Here is a 20,908-nt window from a genome sequence, read left to right as displayed (position 1 = left end):
CTGCTGTCTGCCGCCTTTCAGGTCGCCCACCGGCCATTTGTTGCAACGTGACGAGCTGAGCCGCGGAAATACCGGTGCGTACCGGTGTTTTCCGGCGAGGGCGGTGCGGGGAGCCGTGTTGCGGAGCAGGTCCCGTCCGCGCATAGTTGCGCTGCGGAAGACGGCGAAACCGGGGGTGGGATCGGCGATGGCCGGGCACGGGGCGGAGGAGCATCCACACGGTGCCGACCGACTGTGCGAGGCCGGGGATCGCGTGTATTCCCGGGCCGTACGGCGGGGCCGCGTGCCGCGCCGGGACGCTGATCCGGTGCCCTGTCTGCTGGAACTCGCCCTGCTGCACCCCGACCCCGACGACATGGACTGGCTGGTGCCGACCCCGCCGCAGGAGGTCATGACCCGGCTGCTGCGCGGGATGTACGACGAGGTCAGCGCGAGCCAGCGGCGGGTGGGTTCGGCCGTGGCGGCGTTCGAGTGGTACGCCGGGCTGGGGCGCCAGGTGCAGCCGGCCCCGCCCGCGGCCGAGGGCTCGGCGATCCGGGTGCTGGACGGACTCGCCCGGATCCAGGCCGCGATGGACGAGGCGACCCAGGCGTGCACGACCGAGGTGCTCACGGTGCAGCCGGGCGGCATCCGGCGCGAGGCGGAACTCTCCGAGGGGCTGCACCGGGCGCTGGCGCTGCGCGGCCGGGGCGTGCGGATGCGGGACCTGTACACGCATGTCGCCCGGCACGGGCAGGGGCTGCTGAACTACCTGGAGCTGATGGGCGACGCGGTGGAGGCCCGCACGCTGGACGAGGTGATCGACCGGCTGATCCTCTTCGACCGGACGGTGGCCTTCATCCCCGCCAACACCGACCGCACGATGGCCCTGGAGCTACGGCACCCGGCGATCGTCGAGTACCTCGTCACGGTGTTCGAGCGGCTCTGGCGCCTCGCCATCCCGCTGACCGCGCCGCTGCCCGACACCGGCATCGAGGGCATCTCCCACCGGGAGCAGTCGATCGCGGCGCTGCTGGCGGAAGGGCACCAGGACGCCGTCATCGCGGAACGCCTGGGCATAAGCGTGCGGACGTGCCGGGCACACATCGCCCGGCTGTCGGAGACGCTGGGGGCGGCGAGCCGTACGCAGTTGGGGGTGCGGATCGCACAGGCGGGCCTGGACGGTCCGCCACGGCCGGCTGTCTCCCCGACCCTCGGTGCCACGAGGTCACCCCGGTGACTCCCCCCTGCGTGGTGACCGGCCTCATTGCTCCTGGTTCAGGATGCCGGACTGCGCGATGAGATAGCCCAACTGGGCCCGGCTGCCACTGCCCAGGGCAGACGCGAGCTTGGCTATGTGGGCCCGGCAGGTACGGACGTTCATGCCGAGGCGGCGTGCGATGGCCTCGTCGACGTGGCCCTCGACCAGGAGCTTGGCGATCGAGTACTGGATCTCCGTGATGCCGTCGCGTGCGGTCTCGTACGGGGTGCCCGTGCTCAGCGGCACGGAGCGGTCCCACAGATACTCGAAGAGCTTCATGAGGTAGCGGACCAGGCCGGGGTGGCGCAGCTCCAGGGCGACCTGCTGATCGTCACGGGCGGGAATGAAAGCGACGGACTCGTCGCAGATGATCAGGCGCTCGACGAGTTCGTCGATGGTGCGGTACTCCGCCTTGCCGTTGGAGAGCTGGGCGGCGTACGCCAGCTGCTCCGGGTTGTAGCGGGCGGTGTGCTGGTACAGGGTCCGGATTCGCACTCCACGTTCGATCAGCGGCCTGTCCCGCTCCAGCCCGCGCAACAGGCTGCGTTCGGACATCCGGTCGCTCGGCTGGACCGTGAGCATTTCCTGCTGGCACTGGGCCGTCGCCATGTTGAGCGCCGCGTTGATCCGCTCGCCGCCTTCCAGCACGGTGATGGCGTCACTGGTCGCGGCGAGCTGGGTGCCGAGGGCCATGAACGGCTCAAAGGTCTCGGCAAGGCCGGTCGCCAGGCGCCGGCGCTCGGCGATCTCCTGTTCCAGCGGATTGAGCTGCCGGGACAGAGCGACCGCCGGGGGCACCGGCCGCAGCCATTCCGGGTCGTCCGGATCCGGGTGGAGCAAGGCGAACTCCACCAGGCAGGGGGCGGGCTCCACATCCGCACGGGCGATGCGTCCGGCGCGCAATGCGGCGGCATACAGACGGCCGCTCTCATCGCACCACTCGGTCATCGCATGGGGATGTGTCGCCTTAGTCCGATTCGATGCCAAATCTCCACCCCCCAGGGTCCTGAACATGCAGGAACATGATGCATTGATTCTGTGGCCATGACGTGCCCGAATGAGCCATCGTCGTACCTGACGGGGGAAAAGGGGACCTTCAAGTGAGGACGAAGCCGACTATGCGTAACAGAATGCTTCGCTCGGTGCTTGTCGCCGCCTTCTCCGCCGTTGTAGCCCTCGGCGCGCTGAGTGGCTCCTCCGATGCGAAGGGTGATATTCGGGCGAACAGCAGCTGGCCGTCCGTTGCCGTGAACACCAGTGGCACGGAGAACAGCAGTTGGCCGAGCTCCGGGGCAGCGGAAGCCGGGAGCTGACCGTGACAACTCCACCCGACGACCGCTCCTTCCGCCGCGAAATGGCAACCGCCTATCGCTCCGGCTGGCACTTCATCGACCTGGTCACCGCCATCCCCCACAGCGGCGACTCGTTGATGGTGACCGTGTTCGGCGAGCCGGTGGTCGTCACGCGGGACGAGGACGAGGACGTACGGGCTTACCGGTGTCTGCGGCGGCCTCGGGGGGCGCCGCAGCCCGTGCGGTGTGCCGTACGGTACGGAATGATCTTTGTGAACCTGGACCAAAGGGACCACGAGCAGGTGGAAGCCGACTCTCCCGTCCCGAGGACCATCTCTGCCACCCCCCGCAGTGCCTGACGCGATTCCCCCGTCGTAACAGATCGCTCAGGTGCTTCCCCCCGCAGCGGCGTCACCGTGACCTGAACACGGTGACGCCGCTGCAGTTTCTGGGGACATTTCCGGGTATCACCCGAGTCGCGCGGTGGCCGGATCCAATCGATCATCGGTGTGGATTTTCACTTCGATCAACTTCCCGGTCGACCGTTCCCTCACGGTCACCCTCACCCTCGCCCCATCGCTCGCGTCAGCCGTATCTCGATCACCACGCGTGCGGGATTGGGTGAGGGCGTCCGTCCGTAGCGTTCCGCGTAACGGCGCTCCGCCTCCGCCACCCGCTCCGGTTCCGTGCGGACGAAGGCCCGGCCCTCCAGGGTCGCCCAGCGCCGGCCCTCCATCTGGCAGACGGCGACCGCCGCTCCCTGCTTCCCGGCGGCCAGCACGTGCCGCACCTTGGCGCTCGCCTTGTTCGTGATCACCCGAGCGAGCCGGGCCTCGGGATCGTATGTGACCCCGACGGGTACCACGTGCGGAGTGCCGTCCGGGCGGGGAGTCGTCAGGGTGCACACATGCCGCTCCCGCCAGAAGGCGAGATACGGCGGGTCCGGGGCACCCGGATCGACGGAGTACTTGGTCGCCATGCCCCGGAACTTAACCCCTGTCTGCTCCCCGAACCTGCCTTGAGTGGACTAGACTCAACTTTGTGCAAGTCGTTCGGGTCAGTGCAAGGAGGAGAACGCGAACGTGGACGCCGAGCTGACCAACCGGAGCCGGGACGCCATCAACGCGGCCAGCAACAGGGCCGTGACCGAGGGCCACCCCGACCTCACCCCAGCCCACCTGCTCCTCGCGCTGCTCCAGGGGCAGGACAACGAGAACATCACCGATCTGCTCGCCGCGGTCGACGTCGACCAGGCGGCCGTACGCGCCGGAGCCGAGCGCGTACTCGCCGGGCTGCCCAGCGTGACCGGTTCCACCGTGGCGCCGCCCCAGCCCAACCGCGAGATGCTCGCCGTCGTCGCCGACGCGCAGGCCCGCGCCAAGGACCTCGGGGACGAGTACCTCTCCACGGAGCACCTCCTCATCGGCATCGCCGCGAAGGGCGGCGCGGCCGGCGAGGTGCTGTCCCAGCAGGGCGCCGACGCCAGGAAGCTCCAGGACGCCTTCCAGAAGGCGCGGGGACAGCGGCGCGTGACCACGGCCGACCCCGAGGGGCAGTACAAGGCCCTGGAGAAGTTCGGGACCGACTTCACCGCCGCCGCGCGGGAAGGAAAGCTCGACCCCGTCATCGGGCGGGACCAGGAGATCCGGCGCGTGGTGCAGGTGCTGTCCCGGCGCACCAAGAACAACCCCGTGCTCATCGGCGAGCCCGGCGTCGGCAAGACCGCCGTCGTCGAGGGGCTCGCCCAGCGGATCGTCAAGGGGGACGTGCCCGAGTCCCTCAAGGACAAGCGGCTCGTCGCGCTCGATCTGGGCGCCATGGTCGCCGGGGCCAAGTACCGCGGCGAGTTCGAGGAGCGGCTGAAGACCGTCCTCGCCGAGATCAAGGACTCCGACGGGCAGATCATCACCTTCATCGACGAGCTGCACACCGTCGTGGGGGCCGGTGCCGGCGGCGACTCCGCCATGGACGCGGGCAACATGCTCAAGCCCATGCTCGCCCGCGGTGAGCTGCGCATGGTCGGTGCCACCACACTGGACGAGTACCGGGAGCGGATCGAGAAGGACGCCGCCCTGGAGCGGCGCTTCCAGCAGGTGCTGGTCGCCGAGCCGAGCGTCGAGGACTCCATCGCGATCCTGCGCGGCCTCAAGGGACGGTACGAGGCCCACCACAAGGTGCAGATCGCCGACAGCGCGCTGGTCGCGGCCGCCGCCCTCTCCGACCGGTACATCACCTCCCGCTTCCTGCCCGACAAGGCCATCGACCTCGTCGACGAGGCGGCCTCGCGGCTGCGGATGGAGATCGACTCGTCCCCCGTCGAGATCGACGAGCTCCAGCGCGCCGTCGACCGGCTGAAGATGGAGGAGCTCGCGATCGGCAAGGAGACCGACGCGGCCTCCCGCGAGCGCCTGGAGAAGCTGCGCCGCGACCTCGCCGACAAGGAGGAGGAGCTGCGCGGACTGACCGCCCGCTGGGAGAAGGAGAAGCAGTCCCTCAACCGCGTCGGCGAGCTGAAGGAACGCCTCGACGAACTGCGCGGCCAGGCCGAGCGAGCCCAGCGCGACGGCGACTTCGACACCGCCTCCAAGCTGCTCTACGGCGAGATCCCCGCCCTGGAGAAGGAACTGGAGGCCGCCTCCGAGGCCGAGGAGGAGGTTGCCAGGGACACCATGGTCAAGGAGGAGGTCGGCGCGGACGACATCGCCGACGTCGTCGCCTCCTGGACCGGCATCCCCGCCGGGCGTCTGCTGGAGGGCGAGACGCAGAAGCTGCTGCGCATGGAGGACGAGCTCGGCAAGCGGCTCATCGGCCAGACCGAGGCCGTGCGGGCGGTGTCCGACGCCGTGCGGCGGTCCCGCGCCGGGATCTCCGACCCCGACCGCCCCACCGGCTCCTTCCTCTTCCTCGGCCCGACCGGTGTCGGCAAGACCGAGCTGGCCAAGGCCCTCGCCGACTTCCTCTTCGACGACGAGCGGGCGATGGTCCGCATCGACATGTCGGAGTACAGCGAGAAGCACAGCGTGGCCCGGCTGGTCGGCGCCCCGCCCGGATACGTCGGCTACGAGGAGGGCGGCCAGCTCACGGAGGCGGTGCGCCGCCGTCCGTACTCCGTCGTCCTGCTGGACGAGGTCGAGAAGGCCCACCCCGAGGTCTTCGACATCCTGCTCCAGGTGCTCGACGACGGCCGTCTCACGGACGGCCAGGGCCGCACGGTCGACTTCCGCAACACGATCCTCGTCCTGACGTCGAACCTGGGCAGCCAGTTCCTGGTCGATCCGATCACCAGCGAGGAGGAGAAGAAGGAGCAGGTCCTCGAGGTGGTGCGGACCTCCTTCAAGCCGGAGTTCCTCAACCGCCTGGACGACCTGGTCGTCTTCGCCGCCCTGACCAAGCCCGAGCTGGAGCGCATCGCGAAGCTCCAGATCGAGCGCCTGGCCAAGCGGCTCGCCGAGCGGCGCCTCACCCTGGACATCACGCCCGAGGCCCTGGCCTGGCTCGCCGAGGAGGGCATGGACCCGGCGTACGGCGCCCGCCCGCTGCGCCGCCTCGTCCAGTCCGCCATCGGCGACCGGCTCGCCAAGGAGATCCTCTCCGGCGAGATCAAGGACGGCGACACGGTCCGGGTGGACCGCTTCGGCGACGAACTGCTGGTGGGTCCGGCGGCGGCCAAGACGCTGTAGGGCCGTCGATCACATCGTGAACGCCGAGAAGCGCACCCGCGCCGTCTCGGCGTTCTCGTACTCCACCCGCACCTGCACCACGTGCGCCCCGGCCGCGGCGGGCAGGCCGTCCTCGTGGCTCACGTCGAGGCAGAGCGCCCCGCAGGAGGCGTCCGAGCGGGCCTCGGGCGCGTTCGGGTACGTCTCGCGCAGCCAGTCGCGCACGTCCTCGCGCGGCATCCGCAGCACCGCCGCGTACGCGGTGTCGATGCCCTGCTGCACGGTGCAGTTCCCGACGTGGGCGTGCGCCGGGGCCGAGGCACCGCCGAAGGCCAGCGCCTCGGCGCAGGGCACCTTCTTCACGGCCCCGGCGCGCGGGGTCTCCTCGTCCGATAGGGCCCAGGCGAAGAGGCCGACGATCAGGAACCCGAGGACGAGCACCGGCACGGCCAGGACGGGCAGGATCAGCCGCCACCGCGTGTGACCCCTGCCCGCTTCCGCCACCGTGGCCCCCTCCGTCCGTCATTCAGGAGGACGGCGTGCGGCACCTGGAGGTTGCGGTTGACCGGATCGTGTCAGCCATGGGCTTAGCGGGGTAGTCGGGGCTTGCCACCCCCCTCCCCGCATGGGGGAGGATGGCGGGATCCGTACGAAGGGAAATTCACGGTGACCATCGACCCGTCCTCGATTCCGAACTTCGGGGGCCAGCCCGAGCCGCAGCCGCAAGGACCGGCGGGCCCCGTCGTCCCGGATCAGGACCTCGTGAAGCAGCTCCTCGACCAGATGGAGCTCAAGTACGTCGTCGACGACGAGGGAGACCTCGCGGCGCCGTGGGAGCAGTTCCGCACCTACTTCATGTTCCGGGGTGAGGGAGACCAGCAGGTCTTCTCCGTGCGGACGTTCTACGACCGGCCCCACGAGATCGAGGCCAAGCCGCAGATCCTGGAGTCCATCGACGACTGGAACCGCCGCACCCTGTGGCCCAAGGTCTACAGCCACACCCACGACGACGGCACGGTCCGCCTGATCGGCGAGGCCCAGATGCTGATCGGCATGGGCGTGAGCCTGGAGCACTTCGTCTCCTCGACGGTCAGCTGGGTGCGGGCCGCGATCGAGTTCGACAAGTGGCTCATCGAGCAGCTCGGTCTCGAGGAGGAGATCAACGAGGCGGAGAAGCCCGAGGACGAGGAGTAGGACCGGCAGGCCTCCGCCCCAGCGGCGCGTCGGCGCGTACGAGAAGGTACGTGCTGTACGCGCCGTATGCCTTTTTCGGACAGGAGCGCATCTGCCACGAGATCGCCGACCGGCGCGCTCGTCCCGGCCGGCTCACGAGGCAGTCCACGGAACCGGGAGTTCCCGGAGGTGGGAATTCCGGGGGTGCGTTGGTATCAACGGTGATGGAATCGTGCTGGGCCTCGCTGAGGAGAATCGTTGAGCGCGCGCATCCTGGTCGCCGAAGATGACGAAAAACAATCTCGTCTCATCCGGATTTATCTGGAACGGGAAGGCAACGCGGTGCAGGTCGTGGCCGACGGCAGGGCGGCGCTGGAACGGGCGCGTTCGACGGGGCTGGATCTCATCGTTCTCGACGTGATGCTGCCGCTCGTCGACGGCCTCGACGTATGCCGCATTCTGCGTGCCGAAGGCTCAGAGGTACCGATTCTGCTGCTGACCGCCCGCAGCACCGAGGAGGACATGCTCCTCGGCCTCGATCTGGGGGCCGACGACTACCTCACCAAGCCCTACAGTCCCCGCGAACTCACCGCGCGGGTACGGGCGCTGCTGCGGCGCTCCAGGAAAGGCGGCGCGGCCGGGAGCGAGGTGCTGCGGGTCGGCGCGGTCGAACTGGACACCGGCCGCTTCGAGGTCCGGGTGGCGGGCCGTCCGGTCGCGCTGACCTCCAAGGAGTTCTCCATCCTGGAGGCTCTGGCCCGCAAGCCGGGTCGGGTGTTCACCCGGGCCCAGATCATCGAGAGTGCCTTCGGCTTCGACAGCGAGGTACTCGAGCGCACGGTGGACGCCCATGTGCGCAACCTGCGCCGGAAGCTGGGGGACGACCCGGCCCGGCCACGCCATCTGGAGACCGTGTACGGCCGGGGGTACCGCCTGCTGGACAGCTCGGCCCCCACCCAAGCGCTCCCGGGAACCTGACCGGGTTGATCAGCCGGCGTCGGCCCGCGGCCGGGCCGTGGAGAGCGCGACGGTGAAGGTGGTGCCGACTCCGACGGCGCTCTCCACGTCGATCGTCCCCTGGTGATCGGTCACGATCTGGCGGGCGATGGACAGCCCCAGGCCACTCCCTCCGGTGGCGCGGCCCCGTGCCGCGTCCGCCCGCCAGAAGCGGTTGAAGAGATGCGGCAGGTCCTCGGCGGGTATGCCCTTGCCGGTGTCCCGCACCTGAATGATCGCAAGATCGCCGCTCCGGACCAGGGCGAGTGTCACCGTGCCGCCCGGTGCCGTGGCCCTCAGGGCGTTGCCGACCAGATTGCCGACGACCTGACGCAGACGGTCGGCGTCGGCGATGACGTACACAGGCTGCGGCGCCTCCAGCCTCAGCGCGACACCCGCCGCGTCGGCCTGGGCGCGGTGGGCCGTGCCGGCGGCTTCGAGGAGCTCGCGCAGGTCGACGCGCGCGCGGTGGTAGGTGAGTGCACCGGCCTCGGCCAGCGCGAGGTCCTGCAGGTCGTCCACGATCCGCTGCTGCAGCAGTGCCTCCTCGTGGAGGGAATCGAGCAGCTCGGGGGTCGGTTCGACGATCCCGTCCCGCAGGGCCTCCAGGTAGCCGCGCAGATTGGCCAGCGGGGTGCGCAGCTCGTGGGCGATGTCACCGGTGAGGCGGCGCTGGCGTTCCTCGCCGGCCTGTATGGAGTCCGCCATCCGGTTGAAGGCACGGCCGAGTTGGGCGATCTCGTCCCGGCCGGAGACGGGGACCCGCCGCCCCAGGTCGCCCTCGCCCAGCCCTCCGGCGGCCAGGGTCATGGCACGGACCGGGCGCAGCACGGCCCGGCTCAGGAGCAGGGCGCCGATCACGGCGGCGAGGGCGACGCCCCCGGCGACGGCCACCGTGGGCGCTGCGGCCAGGGTGGGCGGGGACTCGTCCCGGACGCCGAGGCGGACCTCCAGGCGTGGCGGGGCGGCGGAGCCCACGCGCTCGTTGAACACCCGCTGCAGGCAAGTGGTGAACTGCCGCTCGGACTCGCATGTCCTGATCGCCTGGAGGTCCTGCGAGGTCCGCGGGTCAGGTTCGCCTGTCGGCTCCTCGCACTGTTCCGGCCGGTGCTCTGTGCGGATCCGCGGCACGCCGGTGTCGTCCGGCCGGGCCGTCACCTTGGCCCCCGCCCGGGTCAGACAGGCCGCGTACGCCGCTTCGGCGCGGTACTGCGCGATCGCCGTCGCCGTCCGCTTCATCGAGGTCCGCGGTATCTGACCCGCGGGGATCCGCAGGAGGGGACGCGGGTCGACCAGCACCGGCGGCTGGCTGCTCACCGGGCGGGGGGCACGGCCCTGGAGCGCGTCGGAATCGGCGAGCAGGACGTCGTTCTCGGTGGCGACCCGGATGCGCTGGCCGGTGTCCTCGGCCAGGCGGCTCACCGTCGGTGAGAGGCCCTCCCAGGTGCCGTGCGCGACCCCGTACGCGCGGAGTTCGCCGGTGATCCGGGAGACCTCCTGCCGTCCCGCGGTGACACTCTCCTGGACCTGGCGGTTCGCCTGACGCAGGGTCAGCCAGGCGGTGGCGGCGGTTGCGGCCATCGCGACCAGCATCAGCAGGCCGAGTACCCGGAGCCGGAAGCTCATCGCGTGCCACCACCGGGAGTGGTGAGGTGCGGGCGTCGGATGCTCGTCAAGGGGGCGTCCTGGGCCAAAAAGACGTTGGAGCGGCGCATTTTCGCTCGTGGCATTTTCGGTCCCCCGTCGACAAAATCTGGACAGTTGTGGGCGGAATGATTTCTTCAGGATTTTTGTGACTGCGATTGTACTGACGCCACTTGCACACCGATTGATGCAGTGGTGGCTGTTTTGCTCAGGTGCCAATCGGTGCCCGGGGAAGCAGTCCCAACAGAAAAAGGATTCGTGGGGGTACAGAAATGAAGCGTCGACTCGCGGCTGTCGTACCTGCCCTTGCGGCGGTGGCCATGGCCGTCCCGCTCGCCCTCTCCACCCCGGCTTCCGCAGCCGCGTCCTGCGGCAGGACCGCCTCCGACATGGACAGCAGCTCCTGGGACAGGACGGCCAACGGCGCCAACCAGAGAAGCGGCTCCAGCACCGGCTGCGCCATCCTCGGCATCGCCTACAACACCCACAACCTCGACTACCACTGCTACACGCGCATCGGGAACACCAGTGAGACCTGGACGTACCTCCGGAACGACACCACCGGTACGACCGGCTGGGTCCGCGACGACCTGCTGAGCGACGGCGGCAGCCTCACTTACTGCGGCTTCTAGTACGCCCGCCGGCACTCCCGCGGGAGGGCTGAGCGACTCATAGTGCGTCAGGGGCGGTCTCACCGAGGCCGCCCCTGACCGTACGACGGGCGGGCCGCTCAGGAGCCGGACAGGGCCTCCGTGGGTGACAGCCGGCTCGCCCGTACCGCCGGATACAGTCCGGCGATCATGCCGATGACGAGGGTGCAGCCGATCCCCGCCGCACTCGCCCACACCGGGACGACCGTCGGCCAGTCGCGGCTGAGGGCGTAGGCCGCCGTGATCGCGGTCCCCAGCACCGTCCCCCCGAGGCCGCCGATGAGCGACAGCAGCAGCGACTCCGTGACGAACTGGGTCCTGATCTGGCCACGGGTCGCCCCCAGCGCCCGGCGCAGACCGATCTCCGGGCGCCGCTCCAGGACCGAGATGACCATCGTGTTGCCGACCCCCACGCCACCGACGAGCAGGGCCACACCACCGAGGCCGAGCAGCAGCCCGGTCAGCGCCGACTCGGTGGCCTCGCGAGCGGCGAGCGCGTCGGAGGGCCGGGAGATGCGGACCTGGCCCGGCTTCTCCGGGTACGCCGTGGCCGGCAGCACGGCCCGTACCTCCGCGACCTGGCTGTCCTCGGCACGGACGTAGACCGTGGACGGATGGCCGTCGAAGCGCAGATACGTCCGGGCCGCCGGCCAGCCGACCAACGCCGCGCTGTCGAGCTCCGGCGCGAGCGGTACGGGATCGAGGACGCCGACGAGGGAGAACCAGCGGCCGCCGAGCCAGACCCGGGTCCCCGGCGTGTACACGTCGAGCCGCCCCGCGGCCGTGGAGCCGAGCACGACCGCCGGGTACTTCTCGGTCGCGGAATCCAGCCAGCGGCCTCGGCGAACGTGGCCGCCGACCGCCGGCAGCAGGTCCCGGTCGGCCGCGAGGACCTCGAGGGAGCCGGTGCGGCCGATGGCGATGTGCTCATTGCGGTAGATGTGTGCGGCGGTCGCGCCGGTGGCGGCGACCTGCTGCACGGGCGGGACGCGGCCGATCATCGCGACGGCCTCGTGGGGCAGCTTGGCCTCGGTGCCGTCGAGCGCGTCGCCGGGGGCGACCCGCAGCAGGTTGGTGCCGAGCGCGTCGAGCCGGCGGTCCACCTCCGACCGGCCGGAGCCGGAGATGCCGACCACCGCGATCATGGCGGCGACGCCGATCGCGATCCCGAGCGCGGAGAGGAAGACCCGCAGGGGACGAGTCCGCAGCCCGGTCCCGCCGAGCCGCACGATGTCCTGGGGACCGAGGCGGGCGGCCCGCAGCCCGCCGTCCGCGCCGCCGGCGGCACCGCTCGCCCGTCCGCGGCCACGTCCGGTGTTCCTGCGGCGGCCGGACGGCAGGGTGGGTGGGGCGTCGTCCATGGGGAGGCCGTTCGTCGTACCGTCGGTCATCGGAGCGCCTCGCTCGCTGCGTCCGCGGCCGTGGTGTCCGCCACCACGCGGCCGTCGCGCATCTCGATACGGCGGGGCAGCCCGGCCGCGATCTCCCGGTCGTGGGTGATGATCACGACCGTGGTCCCGGCGGCGTGCAGCTCGCGCAGCAGACCGAGTACGGCCTCCCCGGAAGCGGAGTCCAGGTTGCCGGTCGGCTCGTCCGCCAGCAGGACCGCCGGTTCGCCGATCACCGCCCGGGCCACCGCCACCCGCTGGCGCTCGCCGCCGGACAGCTGGTGCGGGAGGTGGTGGACGCGGTGGCTGAGGCCGACCCGTTCCAGCGCCACCGCCGCCCTGGCCCGGCGGCGGCGCAGCGGTACCCCGGCGTACAGCAGCCCGTCGGCCACGGAGTCCAGGACCGGAACCCCTACCGCCAGATGGAACTGCTGGAAGACGAAGCCGATCCGGGTGGCCCGCAGCGCCGACACCTCACGGTCCGTCAGCTTCGCCACGTCATGGCCGTCGACCAGCACCCGCCCGGCGGAGGGCCGGTCGAGGCTGCCCATGAGGTTCAGCATGCTGGACTTGCCCGAGCCCGACGGGCCGACGACCGCGACGAGTTCGCCGCGCCCGATGCGTAAGGTCACGTCCCGTACCGCCGCCACACCACCGGGATACGTCTTGGAGACCGCGTCGAACTCCACGACCGCCGACGCTCCGCTCACTCGGGGATCCTCACCTTCATGCCCTCGCGAACCGCGCTGCCGCTCACTTCCACCCGGCCGTCCGCGAAGAGCCCGGTCTTCACCGCGACGAACCGGCCGTCCGCGGTCTCCAGGCCGTGGCCGCCCTCGGCAAGGGCGACCAGCGCGGCGACCGGGACGGTGAGGACGTCCGCCCGTTCCCGTCCCACGTACTCGACGGTGACCGGCGCGCTCTCCAGCCTTCCCACAGCTTTCTGGTCCTTGATGGTGATGGTCACCGGAACCGTCGCCGCCCCGGAGCCGCCCTCCCCGCCTCCCTCCTCGGGGGCGGTCGCCTTCTTCCCCACCGAGGCCACCTCGCCCTTCACCGACTTCCCGTCGGGCAGCCCGATCGTGACGGCGGCGCCGCGCACGGCCCAGGAGTCCTCCGCCGCCGAGGCGTTGACGACGACCTTCCGGGACGTACCGGTGTACGTGAGGACTTCCTCGGTGACCGCCGAGCCGAGCCGGACACCCGCGTGGCCGATCCGCACCTTGCCGGCGGAGTAGACGACGTCCCCGACGCCGACCGTGCCGGTCTGGGGAAGCCCGAGGGATTTCTGCCAGCGCTTGACCGCGCGGGCGGTGGCGTCGGTGAACTCCTCGTCGACCGTGAAGCCGGTGTAGCCGAGAGAGGCGAGATTGCTCTCGAACTGCAGGACGTCCATCCCGCGCAGAGTGCTCCCTGTCGCTCCTGTCCCCGCGCCACCCGGCGGCGTCGGCGATCCGGAGGGAGCCGGGGCCTTGGAGGTGTCTTCCGGGGCGCCCTGGTCACCCGTGCCCTGGGCGTCCCCCTGGGCGGCCCCCTCGTTCCCGGCGTCTTGCCGGGTGCCCTGTCCGGCGCCCGCGGTCAGGCCCAGATCCCGGTACATCGGCAGCGTCCCGTACAGCAGCACCACCGGCCGGTCGTCGACGCGCAGCAGAGTGCCGCCGCGCTCCACCGTCCTGCCCTCCACGGGCAGCCAGGTGACGGTGCCCGTCGACTTGACCGGCAGCGGTATCTCGGTGCCGTAGCCCAACTGGCCGTCCACCGTGGTGCGTTCGGTCAGCGTGGACCGGGTGACCGGGACGGTGGAGCCTGAGCGGGGCGGGGCGGAGGAGCCGTCCTCCGCCCCGCCTCCGCCGAGGCCCAGCGCACCGACCACGGCGACTGCCGTCACGACGACCAGAGCCGAGGCCACCAGGACCGTACGCCGGCCGCGCCGACCGCGCGGCGGCGGCGCGGGAGCCGCCCCGCGCTCATGATCGGTCTGCATGACCGTCTCCGTCATCGTCAGCCCTTGCCCTCGGGCCGGTCCACCGGGTCACCGATGATCGGAGCGCAGACACGGGCGGCACGCTTGGCCCCCGCCGACGTCTGGTCCCACTCGGAGCCCTGCGCCGTCCCGTCGGGGCCGGGGTCCGGGAAGTCGGGGGCGCCGTTCTTCTGCATGCAGTCGGCGTAGTCGCGCTTGACCTTGATCTGCTGGGGGGTGAGCTTGGGCTGGTTGGCGTTCTCGAGGCTTTCGGGGACGGCCGCCACGAGCGAGGCGCACTTCTCGGAGGCGTTCAGGAACTTCGTGTCCTTCTTCAGCGCCGCGTTGTCGCCGAAGTCGACCTGCCCCTTGGCGTCCGGGTCGGGGGCGTCGACCCCGTTCTCCCGCAGGCACTTCACCCACTCGCGCTGGGCGTTCACGTACGCGGTCACGTCGTCGCCACCGCCCGGGGCGGCCGTCTTGCCGGACGCCGCGGACGCGTTGTCGCCGCCGGCCGTGGGGACCTTCGGAGCGTCGCCCTCGCCGCCGCAGCCGGCCAGGGTGATCGCCATGACCGACGCCGTCACCACGGCCATCAGCACCCGGTTCGTCCTCATCGGTTCTCCCGCCTCCTGTCGGGCCCGACCGCGGGCGCGGCGGGCAGCCCGACCGTAGGCCGGAGGTGATGAAGAACCTTTGAAGAACCTGTTACCCGATCATGCGGGCGCGAGTTCGGGCGGGGCGCCACGTCACGGCCGCCGGCGACTCCCGCTCGGGTGATGTCACGAAGCCAGGCGCCGCAGCCGAGCGGCGGCCTCGTGGAGGACGTCGTCCCTCTTGCAGAAGGCGAAGCGGACCTGGCTGCGGCCGGCGGCCGGGTCGTCGTAGAAGACGGAGTTGGGGATGGCGACGACGCCGCAGCGTTCGGGCAGTGCGCGGCAGAAGCGGTGGGCGTCCTTCTCACCGAAAGGGGTGATGTCGGTGGTGATGAAGTAGGTGCCCTGGGGTTGGTAGACCTCGAACCCGGCCGTGCGCAGGCCGTCGCCGAGCAGGTCGCGCTTGCGGCGGAGGTCGGCGCGGAAGCCGTCGAAGTACGAGTCCGGCAGGCGCAGCGCCTCGGCGACCGCGTACTGGAACGGGCCCGCGCTGACATAGGTCAGGTACTGCTTGGCCGTCCGGACGGCGGTCACGAGTTCCTGGGTGCCGGTCACCCAGCCGACCTTCCAGCCGGTGAATGAGAACGTCTTGCCGGCCGACCCGATGGTGACCGTACGCTCGCGCATCCCCGGGAACGTCGCGAGCGGCACGTGCTCGGCGTCGTCGAAGACCAGGTGCTCGTACACCTCGTCCGTCACCACCAGCAGGTCCCGCTCCACCGCGAGCTCGGCGATCACGGCCAGCTCCGCGCGGGTGAGGACCGTGCCGGTCGGGTTGTGCGGGGTGTTGATCAGCAGCAGCCGGGTGCGGTCGGTGACGGCGTCCCGCAGCTCGTCGAGGTCCAGGCGGAAGCCGCCGCCGTGCGGTCGGAGCGTGACCGGCACCCGGCGCCCGCCCGCCATCGCGATGCACGCCGCGTACGAGTCGTAGTACGGCTCCAGCGCGATCACCTCGTCGCCCGGCTCCACCAGGGCCAGCAGCGAGGCGGCGATGGCCTCGGTGGCCCCGGCGGTGACCAGGACCTCCGTGTCCGGGTCGCAGGACAGGCCGTAGCGCCGCTGCTGGTGGGCGGCGATCGCGGTGCGCAGCTCGGGGACGCCGGGGCCCGGCGGGTACTGGTTGCCGAGGCCGTCCCGCAGCGCCCGTACGGCGGCCTCCCTGACCTCCTCGGGGCCGTCGGTGTCGGGGAAGCCCTGCCCGAGGTTGATGGCGCCGGTGCTCAGGGCCAGGGCGGACATCTCGGCGAAGATCGTCGTCCCGAACTCGGCGAGCCGGCGGTTGAGGAGGGGGCGCGCACTGGAGGTCATGCGGGTCATCCTCCGCCGAAGCTCTGGAGTTCCTCAACTCACCTTCGGGGGTGAGCACCTGCGCCGGCATCCACGGCGCCCTCTCTGAGCAGAGGGAGGGCTGTCGTCGACTGTCGTCATCTGTCGTCATTGGCCACCCTCGGACGGCCCACAGACGGCCCAGCCCGACGGGGGCTGGGCCGTCCGTGGCGTGTGGCGTACCTGCCCCACTGCCGTGCCGATCCATGACGCACACAAGCAGTCCACGGGCGGACCTAGGGCCCCAGCTCAGTCGGTATCCGAAAGGTCTACAGTAACCGGTGACCCAAACGAGACACCCTAGCGTCGAACCAAACGCGGAATTACCGAGGCCGGGAAACCTACTGGCACTGCCTCCTAGCGGCGATTTGCAGATTGCGGAGGGGGTGCCTGCCGTTCAGCCCGTTTAGGGTCGAGCCGCGCGCTCCTGTCAAGAACGACGCAAAGTTGTCGAAGAGAGACAGAGATGATGGCGGAGATCGCGAGAAAGAATAGAAATCCCAGGACGCCATATCCTTCATCTACGCCTCCGGGTGCCAGCCATGCAAAGAACGTCGAGATAGTCGCAATTACGACGATGTTCAGAAGGATGAACGAGGCCCAATATGCTACGCGGACAGTTTTCGCCCCGAGTCCAGCGAGAGGCCGCAGCAGGAGCAGTCGACGCAAAATCGGGGTACTTGGCTGCGGCGGGGGTACTGCGGAGCTGACCTTCTCAGCCGACTGGTAGCAACGGTCCAACCACCCCTCTACCTCGGGAGAAACGCCAGCCGCCGGTTCCAGCAGTTTTCTCGCCTGGATCCAATTGGTGATGAACTGAACTTCCAACTGGGCTTTCTCTACCTGCTCCCTATGGCGGTGCGTGAGGTCCCTACTTTTTCGACGGTCTTGGATCGTGAGCCCTGCTGCGCCGATCGCAGCGGTCACGATGGGGGCCGTCAGTGTGGTCAATAGCTCCCTAACTTCAGTGTCCATGCAGCAACTTTGCCGCGTCGAGTTTCCCTATATGTAAGGCTCCCGCCGCACACGTCACCCAAAAGATAATGGAGAAGCGATTCGGCAGCCTAATGTGCGTCAAACGGCGTCGTGAGATCCAAGAGGAACGCCCTGGAGGGTCAGTGCACAGGGCGGTGGAGCGGCTTTGGCGCGAGTGATCATGGCCGCGTAAGCTTCGGCGCGTCGGGCAGGCAGTGGACCTGCCCGGTTAAGCACGACGTTGGGGCCATGATTTTCGAGGCTCGCGCCAAAGTGGCTCCGTAAAGCCGCGGAGCCGACCGCCCCAGCCACGACGTACCCCTTCTCTGACGTCAGGCGGCTGAAGCAACGTCAGCTGGCATGAGTCGGCTAGTGAAGCCTTCGGCGCACAGCCGCTCAAAGGCTGCTACGACGTTGTCGGGTACATCCTGCTCGATGGTAAGACCCAACCTCGGGAAGCTGAGCACTCGTTGCAGGGCGCCCACGATCATGGCGATCACCATGCGAGCGTCGCCGATGGAGTCGGCATACTCGTCCAAGCCCATCGATGTGGATGCGCACACCACCTCGACCTCGGGCCAGAGTTTCCGCATCATGCCGTACGAGCGCCGCTCTTCGTACGGCTTGCTCACGAGCAGGACGGACGAGACCTTGACGTCGGCCTCTGCCAGCACCGCTTTCGTGAACTCGATGTTCTCGCCGGTGTTCGTGGCGCGCGGTTCCAGGAGTACCGCGGATTCGGGCACACCTAGCTGCAACGCTCGCTCGCGGTAGTGCACAGCTTCCCCGCGCGGCATGCGCGCCCGGGTCGTGGGGCTCGTGGCCCCCGTGAAGACGATGACAGGTGCCATGCCCTGGTGGTACAGCTCCGCTGTCACGTCAGCCACACCGAGGTCGTGACTACCCAGCGCCACCGCCGCTGAACACGGACGTGGGTCATGGTGCATGAAGTGGTAGTCCCACAGGAGTCGAGCATCCGCCCATGCCTGTGCCGAGATCATTCCTGCCCCTTCTTGTCCTGTGCCGAGTCGGGAACCTTGAAGTCGTACTCCCACGCGAAGCGAGAAGCCGCGTGAATGCCCACCGCGAACTCAACCACCGTGCCATCTGCGGTGTACGTGGTCCGGTGCAGCTCGACCACGGGCTCGTCGGCGGGGAGCTGTAGGAGCTGCACTTCATCCGTTGCCGGGACGCGGGCGAACAGGACCTCTCGCATGTGGTCGATCTCGTATCCGGCGTCGGAGAGGACCCGGTATCCGCCGCCACGGCCGGCAGGCCCCGGGGCAGGGTCGACGATGCGTGTCCCCTCGACGTGCTCCGGCTAAGGCCTTCAGCCTCCAAGGCCAGACGACGACGGCAAGTACGAGTCAGCGCGCGAGCACGGCATGCACGCCGTGGGGCACTTCTACGCCTCCGCACTGTTGGATGCGGGCGAGAACATCAAGGCTGTCAGCGAGTACATGGGGCGCACTGATCCAGGGCTGACGCTGCGGGTGTACGCCCACCTCAGGCCCGAGAGCCGCCAACGGGCCCGCCGTGCCATCGACACGGTGTTTCAGCGCGTCTCCTGGGGACATCACGGCCCAAGACGGTCCAGTGACCCGCGGGTGGCCCCTGACCTGCCCCTCAGTGCAGGTCAGGGGCCGTTACCCCGTGAGAAGGCTCTGAAGTTCCTCAACTCTGCTTTGGGGCGTGCGGGGGGCGGGCATCCCCTGTTCACGCAAGAGCGAGGCGCCCACGGGGGGCCGCTTCGGGGGAAACGGAAGGAGGGTGACGCCATGGTCGTCGGCATCATCCTGGCGGTGATCGGAGTCCTGTTGGTCGGGGCGCTGGTATCGAAGGCCCGCAGTGGCGGATCCGGACGGACCGCCCGTCGCGGGGGGTGGGCGTCCACCGGGTCGTCGCGCCACGACAGCGGCGGCAGCTGGTGGGCCGGGGGAGGAGACTCCGGCTCGTCCGGCGGACACCACGGGGGCCACTCCTGCGGCGGCGGCTCGTCCTGCGGCGGGGGCGGTGGAGGAGGAGGCTGCGGCGGCGGAGGCAGCTGACACACGTCAGTCGCGCTCCCGACGGGGAAGCCGCAACCACCGAACGCGGGGCCCGCACCTGGGGCGGGCCCCGCGTTGCGTTTTTGTGCCGGCAGGGGGCCGGGGGCCGGGGGCCGGGGACCGGGGGCCGGGGTGTGTGCGGCCAGAGGGCCGGGGGCGGGTGCGGGTCTGAGGCTCGGGGGTCCGTGCGGTCCGGAAGCCTGGGGTCGTGTGGGGGCTTGAGGTTTGGGGTCTCCGTGTCGGCAGGGGGGCCGGGGGCGGGCCTGAGGTCTGGGCCCCGGGTCGGAGGCCCAGGGCCCGTGCGGTCCGGAAGCCCGGGGTCGTGTGTCAGCTTGAGGTCCGGGGTCTCCGCGCCGGCGAGGGTCAGTACCTGGGGCGGGCCCGAGGGCCGGGGCGGGTGCGGGTCGGAGGCCCAGGGGCCTGTGCGGTGCGGAAGCTCCGGGGTCGTGTGGGGGCTTGAGGTCTGGGGTCTCCGTGTCGGCAGGAGGGCCGGGGGCGGGTGCGGGCGTGAGGCCCACGGGCCTGTGCGGCCCGGAGGCTCGGGGTCGTGTGCGGGCTGGAGGTCCGGGGTCTCCGTGTCGGCGGGAGGCCTGGGGGCGTGTGCGGGCGAGGCCCTGAGTCTCCGTGCCGGCGGGGAGGGACGGGGCCCTGTGCGAGCCCGAATGTCAAAGGTTTCCGTGCCGACGGGGCCGGGGCTTGCGCGCGCCGGATGGCCGGGGGCTCCGTGCGGGGCGGAGGTGGGTCGGCCCAGCGTCAGCCGACGTGCGTCCGTCGGGGGTCTCGCCGCCACCATCCCGCGCACAGGGCCCCCGCGGACGGAGGCCGAGGTTCCCGTCCGGTGGATGTGTCGGACCCCTGTCGGGTGACTCGGAGTGTGTTCTGGCAATTTCGCATGCCTGTAGGACAACTGTGGTCATGGAGCGCCGCGTCGAGGCGTGACTGCGGCAACTGCGCCCGTCAAGCGGGCACTTCAGGGGTCCGTCCGTGGCCCGGGCGCCCGTCCGTCCCGGCTCCAGGCGTGAGTCGCGGCGCACCGGCGCACGCCTCCACGGCACCGGCGCACGCCGTAGTTGAACAGTTGAGCTGTGGAGCCCTCTGAGGGATGGAAACCCTACGAACTTGGGTAAAAACGCTGTTGCGGCGCGACAGTTCATGATTCCCTCTCAATCACCAACGCAGCCTCGACGTCCTGCGGACACCTTCCTGAAACCGGCCGACCGGTTTGCCCGGGCCGAATCCCCCGTACGGCCGGGGCGCAGCGGACCCATCTCCCTCTCCTTGTGTGCTTGCGGAGCCGATCCATGCTCACGACCCTGAACACCTCCTACACCGACACGCGCGCGGCCGATCTCGCCTGGGCCCTGGGGCGCGAGCCGCTCCCCGCACTGGCCACGCTCGACCTCGAACTGGCGGGCACCAAACTGCAGTTGCGACTTCTCGGCGCGTCCCACCAGGTCCTGCTGGAGGAGGAGCGGGGCATCTGCTCGGAGACGGTGGCGTGCATCCCGGGCAGCAGCACTCCGCTCCCGCTCGGCGTGGCCAAGCGGGTGGGCGACTGGGAGTACGAGTTCGCGGCCCGGGTCGAGGCCCTATCGCCCGGCTCCTTCGCCGGCCGCGCCCAGGAGTTGCTGGCCCTCGTCTCCGACCACCCGCACGGTCTGGCCGGCGTCTTCCCCGGCAGCCCGCACGCCTTCACGGCACTGCTGGCCCAGCACCACGAGGGCCAGGTGCACTGGCGGACCTGGCACGCCTACCCGCAGGACGGCCAGTTGGTCGCGACCCGTACGAAGGTGGGCGTACGGATGCCGGCGGCGGCCACCGCCAACTGAATCTCCGCCCAGATGGCACGCACGCGGCAAACCCGGTCTCGTACCGTGATCGGCCCTCTGTAAACCAGC

At 70.2% G+C, this 20,908-nt stretch carries 17 protein-coding genes and 2 pseudogenes; 8 read left to right on the top strand and 11 right to left on the bottom strand.

The features are described from left to right. Positions 1-187: 187 nt before the first annotated feature. A complete protein-coding gene (locus tag ACH4G3_RS11645; RefSeq protein WP_397624276.1) occupies positions 188-1,219 on the top strand; it encodes a helix-turn-helix transcriptional regulator in 1,032 nt (343 codons plus the stop codon). A gap of 24 nt (positions 1,220-1,243) precedes the next feature. Here the strand turns inward: ACH4G3_RS11645 and ACH4G3_RS11640 are convergent, their stop codons facing one another. Further along, positions 1,244-2,254 (bottom strand): helix-turn-helix transcriptional regulator, encoded by a 1,011-nt coding sequence (locus ACH4G3_RS11640; RefSeq protein WP_397624275.1) that lies wholly within the window; start codon positions 2,252-2,254, stop codon positions 1,244-1,246. A gap of 301 nt (positions 2,255-2,555) precedes the next feature. Between ACH4G3_RS11640 and ACH4G3_RS11635 the strand changes: the two genes are divergently transcribed. Then, on the top strand, positions 2,556-2,891 hold the full coding sequence (locus ACH4G3_RS11635; protein ID WP_020269590.1) for a Rieske (2Fe-2S) protein: 336 nt from the start codon (positions 2,556-2,558) through the stop codon (positions 2,889-2,891). A gap of 203 nt (positions 2,892-3,094) precedes the next feature. Here the strand turns inward: ACH4G3_RS11635 and ACH4G3_RS11630 are convergent, their stop codons facing one another. Then, complete coding sequence (locus tag ACH4G3_RS11630) at positions 3,095-3,511, bottom strand: pyridoxamine 5'-phosphate oxidase family protein (RefSeq protein WP_397624274.1); 417 nt, start codon at positions 3,509-3,511, stop codon at positions 3,095-3,097. A gap of 103 nt (positions 3,512-3,614) precedes the next feature. On the opposite strand from ACH4G3_RS11630, the gene clpB reads away from it, so the two are divergent. Continuing rightward, entirely contained in the window at positions 3,615-6,212 is a 2,598-nt protein-coding gene (clpB, locus tag ACH4G3_RS11625; RefSeq protein WP_397624273.1) for an ATP-dependent chaperone ClpB, read from the top strand. 9 nt (positions 6,213-6,221) lie between these two features. Here clpB and ACH4G3_RS11620 read toward each other — a convergent pair whose 3' ends face one another. Continuing rightward, the gene (locus tag ACH4G3_RS11620; protein ID WP_397624272.1) at positions 6,222-6,695 is read right to left on the bottom strand and encodes a hypothetical protein; all 474 of its coding nucleotides are present in this window, start codon (positions 6,693-6,695) and stop codon (positions 6,222-6,224) included. Between the two features lie 162 nt (positions 6,696-6,857). Between ACH4G3_RS11620 and ACH4G3_RS11615 the strand changes: the two genes are divergently transcribed. Both ACH4G3_RS11615 and ACH4G3_RS11610 read left to right on the top strand, forming a co-directional pair. Next, complete coding sequence (locus tag ACH4G3_RS11615; protein ID WP_010032094.1) at positions 6,858-7,385, top strand: YbjN domain-containing protein; 528 nt, start codon at positions 6,858-6,860, stop codon at positions 7,383-7,385. A 237-nt stretch (positions 7,386-7,622) separates the two neighbouring features. Then, positions 7,623-8,342 (top strand): response regulator transcription factor, encoded by a 720-nt coding sequence (locus ACH4G3_RS11610; RefSeq protein WP_397624271.1) that lies wholly within the window; start codon positions 7,623-7,625, stop codon positions 8,340-8,342. Between the two features lie 9 nt (positions 8,343-8,351). Here the strand turns inward: ACH4G3_RS11610 and ACH4G3_RS11605 are convergent, their stop codons facing one another. Further along, positions 8,352-9,986 carry a sensor histidine kinase gene (locus ACH4G3_RS11605; protein WP_397624270.1) on the bottom strand — a complete coding sequence of 545 codons (1,635 nt, stop codon included), beginning with the start codon at positions 9,984-9,986 and terminating at the stop codon, positions 8,352-8,354. Positions 9,987-10,276: 290 nt separating this feature from the next. Between ACH4G3_RS11605 and ACH4G3_RS11600 the strand changes: the two genes are divergently transcribed. Then, the gene (locus ACH4G3_RS11600) at positions 10,277-10,636 is read left to right on the top strand and encodes an SH3 domain-containing protein (protein ID WP_029180621.1); all 360 of its coding nucleotides are present in this window, start codon (positions 10,277-10,279) and stop codon (positions 10,634-10,636) included. A 98-nt stretch (positions 10,637-10,734) separates the two neighbouring features. Here the strand turns inward: ACH4G3_RS11600 and ACH4G3_RS11595 are convergent, their stop codons facing one another. The 7 genes and pseudogenes from ACH4G3_RS11595 to ACH4G3_RS11565 form a co-directional block, all read right to left on the bottom strand. Beyond that, a complete protein-coding gene (locus ACH4G3_RS11595; RefSeq protein ID WP_397624269.1) occupies positions 10,735-12,045 on the bottom strand; it encodes an ABC transporter permease in 1,311 nt (436 codons plus the stop codon). Further along, positions 12,042-12,752 (bottom strand): ABC transporter ATP-binding protein, encoded by a 711-nt coding sequence (locus ACH4G3_RS11590; protein WP_397624268.1) that lies wholly within the window; start codon positions 12,750-12,752, stop codon positions 12,042-12,044. Before ACH4G3_RS11590 ends, ACH4G3_RS11595 begins: the two co-directional genes overlap by 4 nt. Next, entirely contained in the window at positions 12,749-14,026 is a 1,278-nt protein-coding gene (locus tag ACH4G3_RS11585; protein ID WP_397624267.1) for a peptidoglycan-binding protein, read from the bottom strand. Before ACH4G3_RS11585 ends, ACH4G3_RS11590 begins: the two co-directional genes overlap by 4 nt. Before the next feature lie 17 nt (positions 14,027-14,043). Next, complete coding sequence (locus tag ACH4G3_RS11580) at positions 14,044-14,622, bottom strand: hypothetical protein (protein WP_397624266.1); 579 nt, start codon at positions 14,620-14,622, stop codon at positions 14,044-14,046. A 165-nt stretch (positions 14,623-14,787) separates the two neighbouring features. Beyond that, the gene (locus ACH4G3_RS11575; RefSeq protein WP_397624265.1) at positions 14,788-15,978 is read right to left on the bottom strand and encodes a pyridoxal phosphate-dependent aminotransferase; all 1,191 of its coding nucleotides are present in this window, start codon (positions 15,976-15,978) and stop codon (positions 14,788-14,790) included. Positions 15,979-17,294: 1,316 nt separating this feature from the next. Continuing rightward, the gene (locus ACH4G3_RS11570) at positions 17,295-17,963 is read right to left on the bottom strand and encodes a YdcF family protein (RefSeq protein ID WP_397624264.1); all 669 of its coding nucleotides are present in this window, start codon (positions 17,961-17,963) and stop codon (positions 17,295-17,297) included. Beyond that, a pseudogene (locus ACH4G3_RS11565) lies at positions 17,960-18,283 on the bottom strand (UTRA domain-containing protein); the annotation flags it as partial. The gene ACH4G3_RS11570 and the pseudogene ACH4G3_RS11565, both read right to left, overlap by 4 nt. A 43-nt stretch (positions 18,284-18,326) precedes the next feature. On the opposite strand from ACH4G3_RS11565, the pseudogene ACH4G3_RS11560 reads away from it, so the two are divergent. Beyond that, positions 18,327-18,518 (top strand): annotated as a pseudogene (locus ACH4G3_RS11560) (site-specific integrase); the annotation flags it as partial. A 1,793-nt stretch (positions 18,519-20,311) separates the two neighbouring features. Next, positions 20,312-20,839, top strand: a complete 528-nt coding sequence (locus ACH4G3_RS11555; RefSeq protein ID WP_397624263.1) for a DUF2617 family protein — start codon at positions 20,312-20,314, stop codon at positions 20,837-20,839. Positions 20,840-20,908: the final 69 nt, after the last annotated feature.

The sequence above is a fragment of the Streptomyces afghaniensis genome (assembly GCF_044327915.1).
Taxonomy (GTDB): domain Bacteria; phylum Actinomycetota; class Actinomycetes; order Streptomycetales; family Streptomycetaceae; genus Streptomyces; species Streptomyces afghaniensis.
Note: the sequence above shows the minus strand (reverse complement) of the source record. Positions and strands in the feature narration are given on the sequence as shown.

What these genes read in the sequence shown, in the direction of transcription:
- ACH4G3_RS11555 (WP_397624263.1), top strand. Translation starts at nt 20,312, where the DNA reads ATGCTCACGACCCTGAACACCTCCTACACCGACACGCGCGCGGCCGAT.
- ACH4G3_RS11595 (WP_397624269.1), bottom strand. Translation starts at nt 12,045, where the DNA reads ATGACCGACGGTACGACGAACGGCCTCCCCATGGACGACGCCCCACCC.
- ACH4G3_RS11600 (WP_029180621.1), top strand. Translation starts at nt 10,277, where the DNA reads ATGAAGCGTCGACTCGCGGCTGTCGTACCTGCCCTTGCGGCGGTGGCC.
- ACH4G3_RS11630 (WP_397624274.1), bottom strand. Translation starts at nt 3,511, where the DNA reads ATGGCGACCAAGTACTCCGTCGATCCGGGTGCCCCGGACCCGCCGTAT.
- ACH4G3_RS11605 (WP_397624270.1), bottom strand. Translation starts at nt 9,986, where the DNA reads ATGAGCTTCCGGCTCCGGGTACTCGGCCTGCTGATGCTGGTCGCGATG.
- ACH4G3_RS11580 (WP_397624266.1), bottom strand. Translation starts at nt 14,622, where the DNA reads ATGAGGACGAACCGGGTGCTGATGGCCGTGGTGACGGCGTCGGTCATG.
- ACH4G3_RS11640 (WP_397624275.1), bottom strand. Translation starts at nt 2,254, where the DNA reads ATGTTCAGGACCCTGGGGGGTGGAGATTTGGCATCGAATCGGACTAAG.
- ACH4G3_RS11570 (WP_397624264.1), bottom strand. Translation starts at nt 17,963, where the DNA reads ATGATCTCGGCACAGGCATGGGCGGATGCTCGACTCCTGTGGGACTAC.
- ACH4G3_RS11575 (WP_397624265.1), bottom strand. Translation starts at nt 15,978, where the DNA reads ATGACCCGCATGACCTCCAGTGCGCGCCCCCTCCTCAACCGCCGGCTC.
- ACH4G3_RS11585 (WP_397624267.1), bottom strand. Translation starts at nt 14,026, where the DNA reads ATGCAGACCGATCATGAGCGCGGGGCGGCTCCCGCGCCGCCGCCGCGC.
- ACH4G3_RS11645 (WP_397624276.1), top strand. Translation starts at nt 188, where the DNA reads ATGGCCGGGCACGGGGCGGAGGAGCATCCACACGGTGCCGACCGACTG.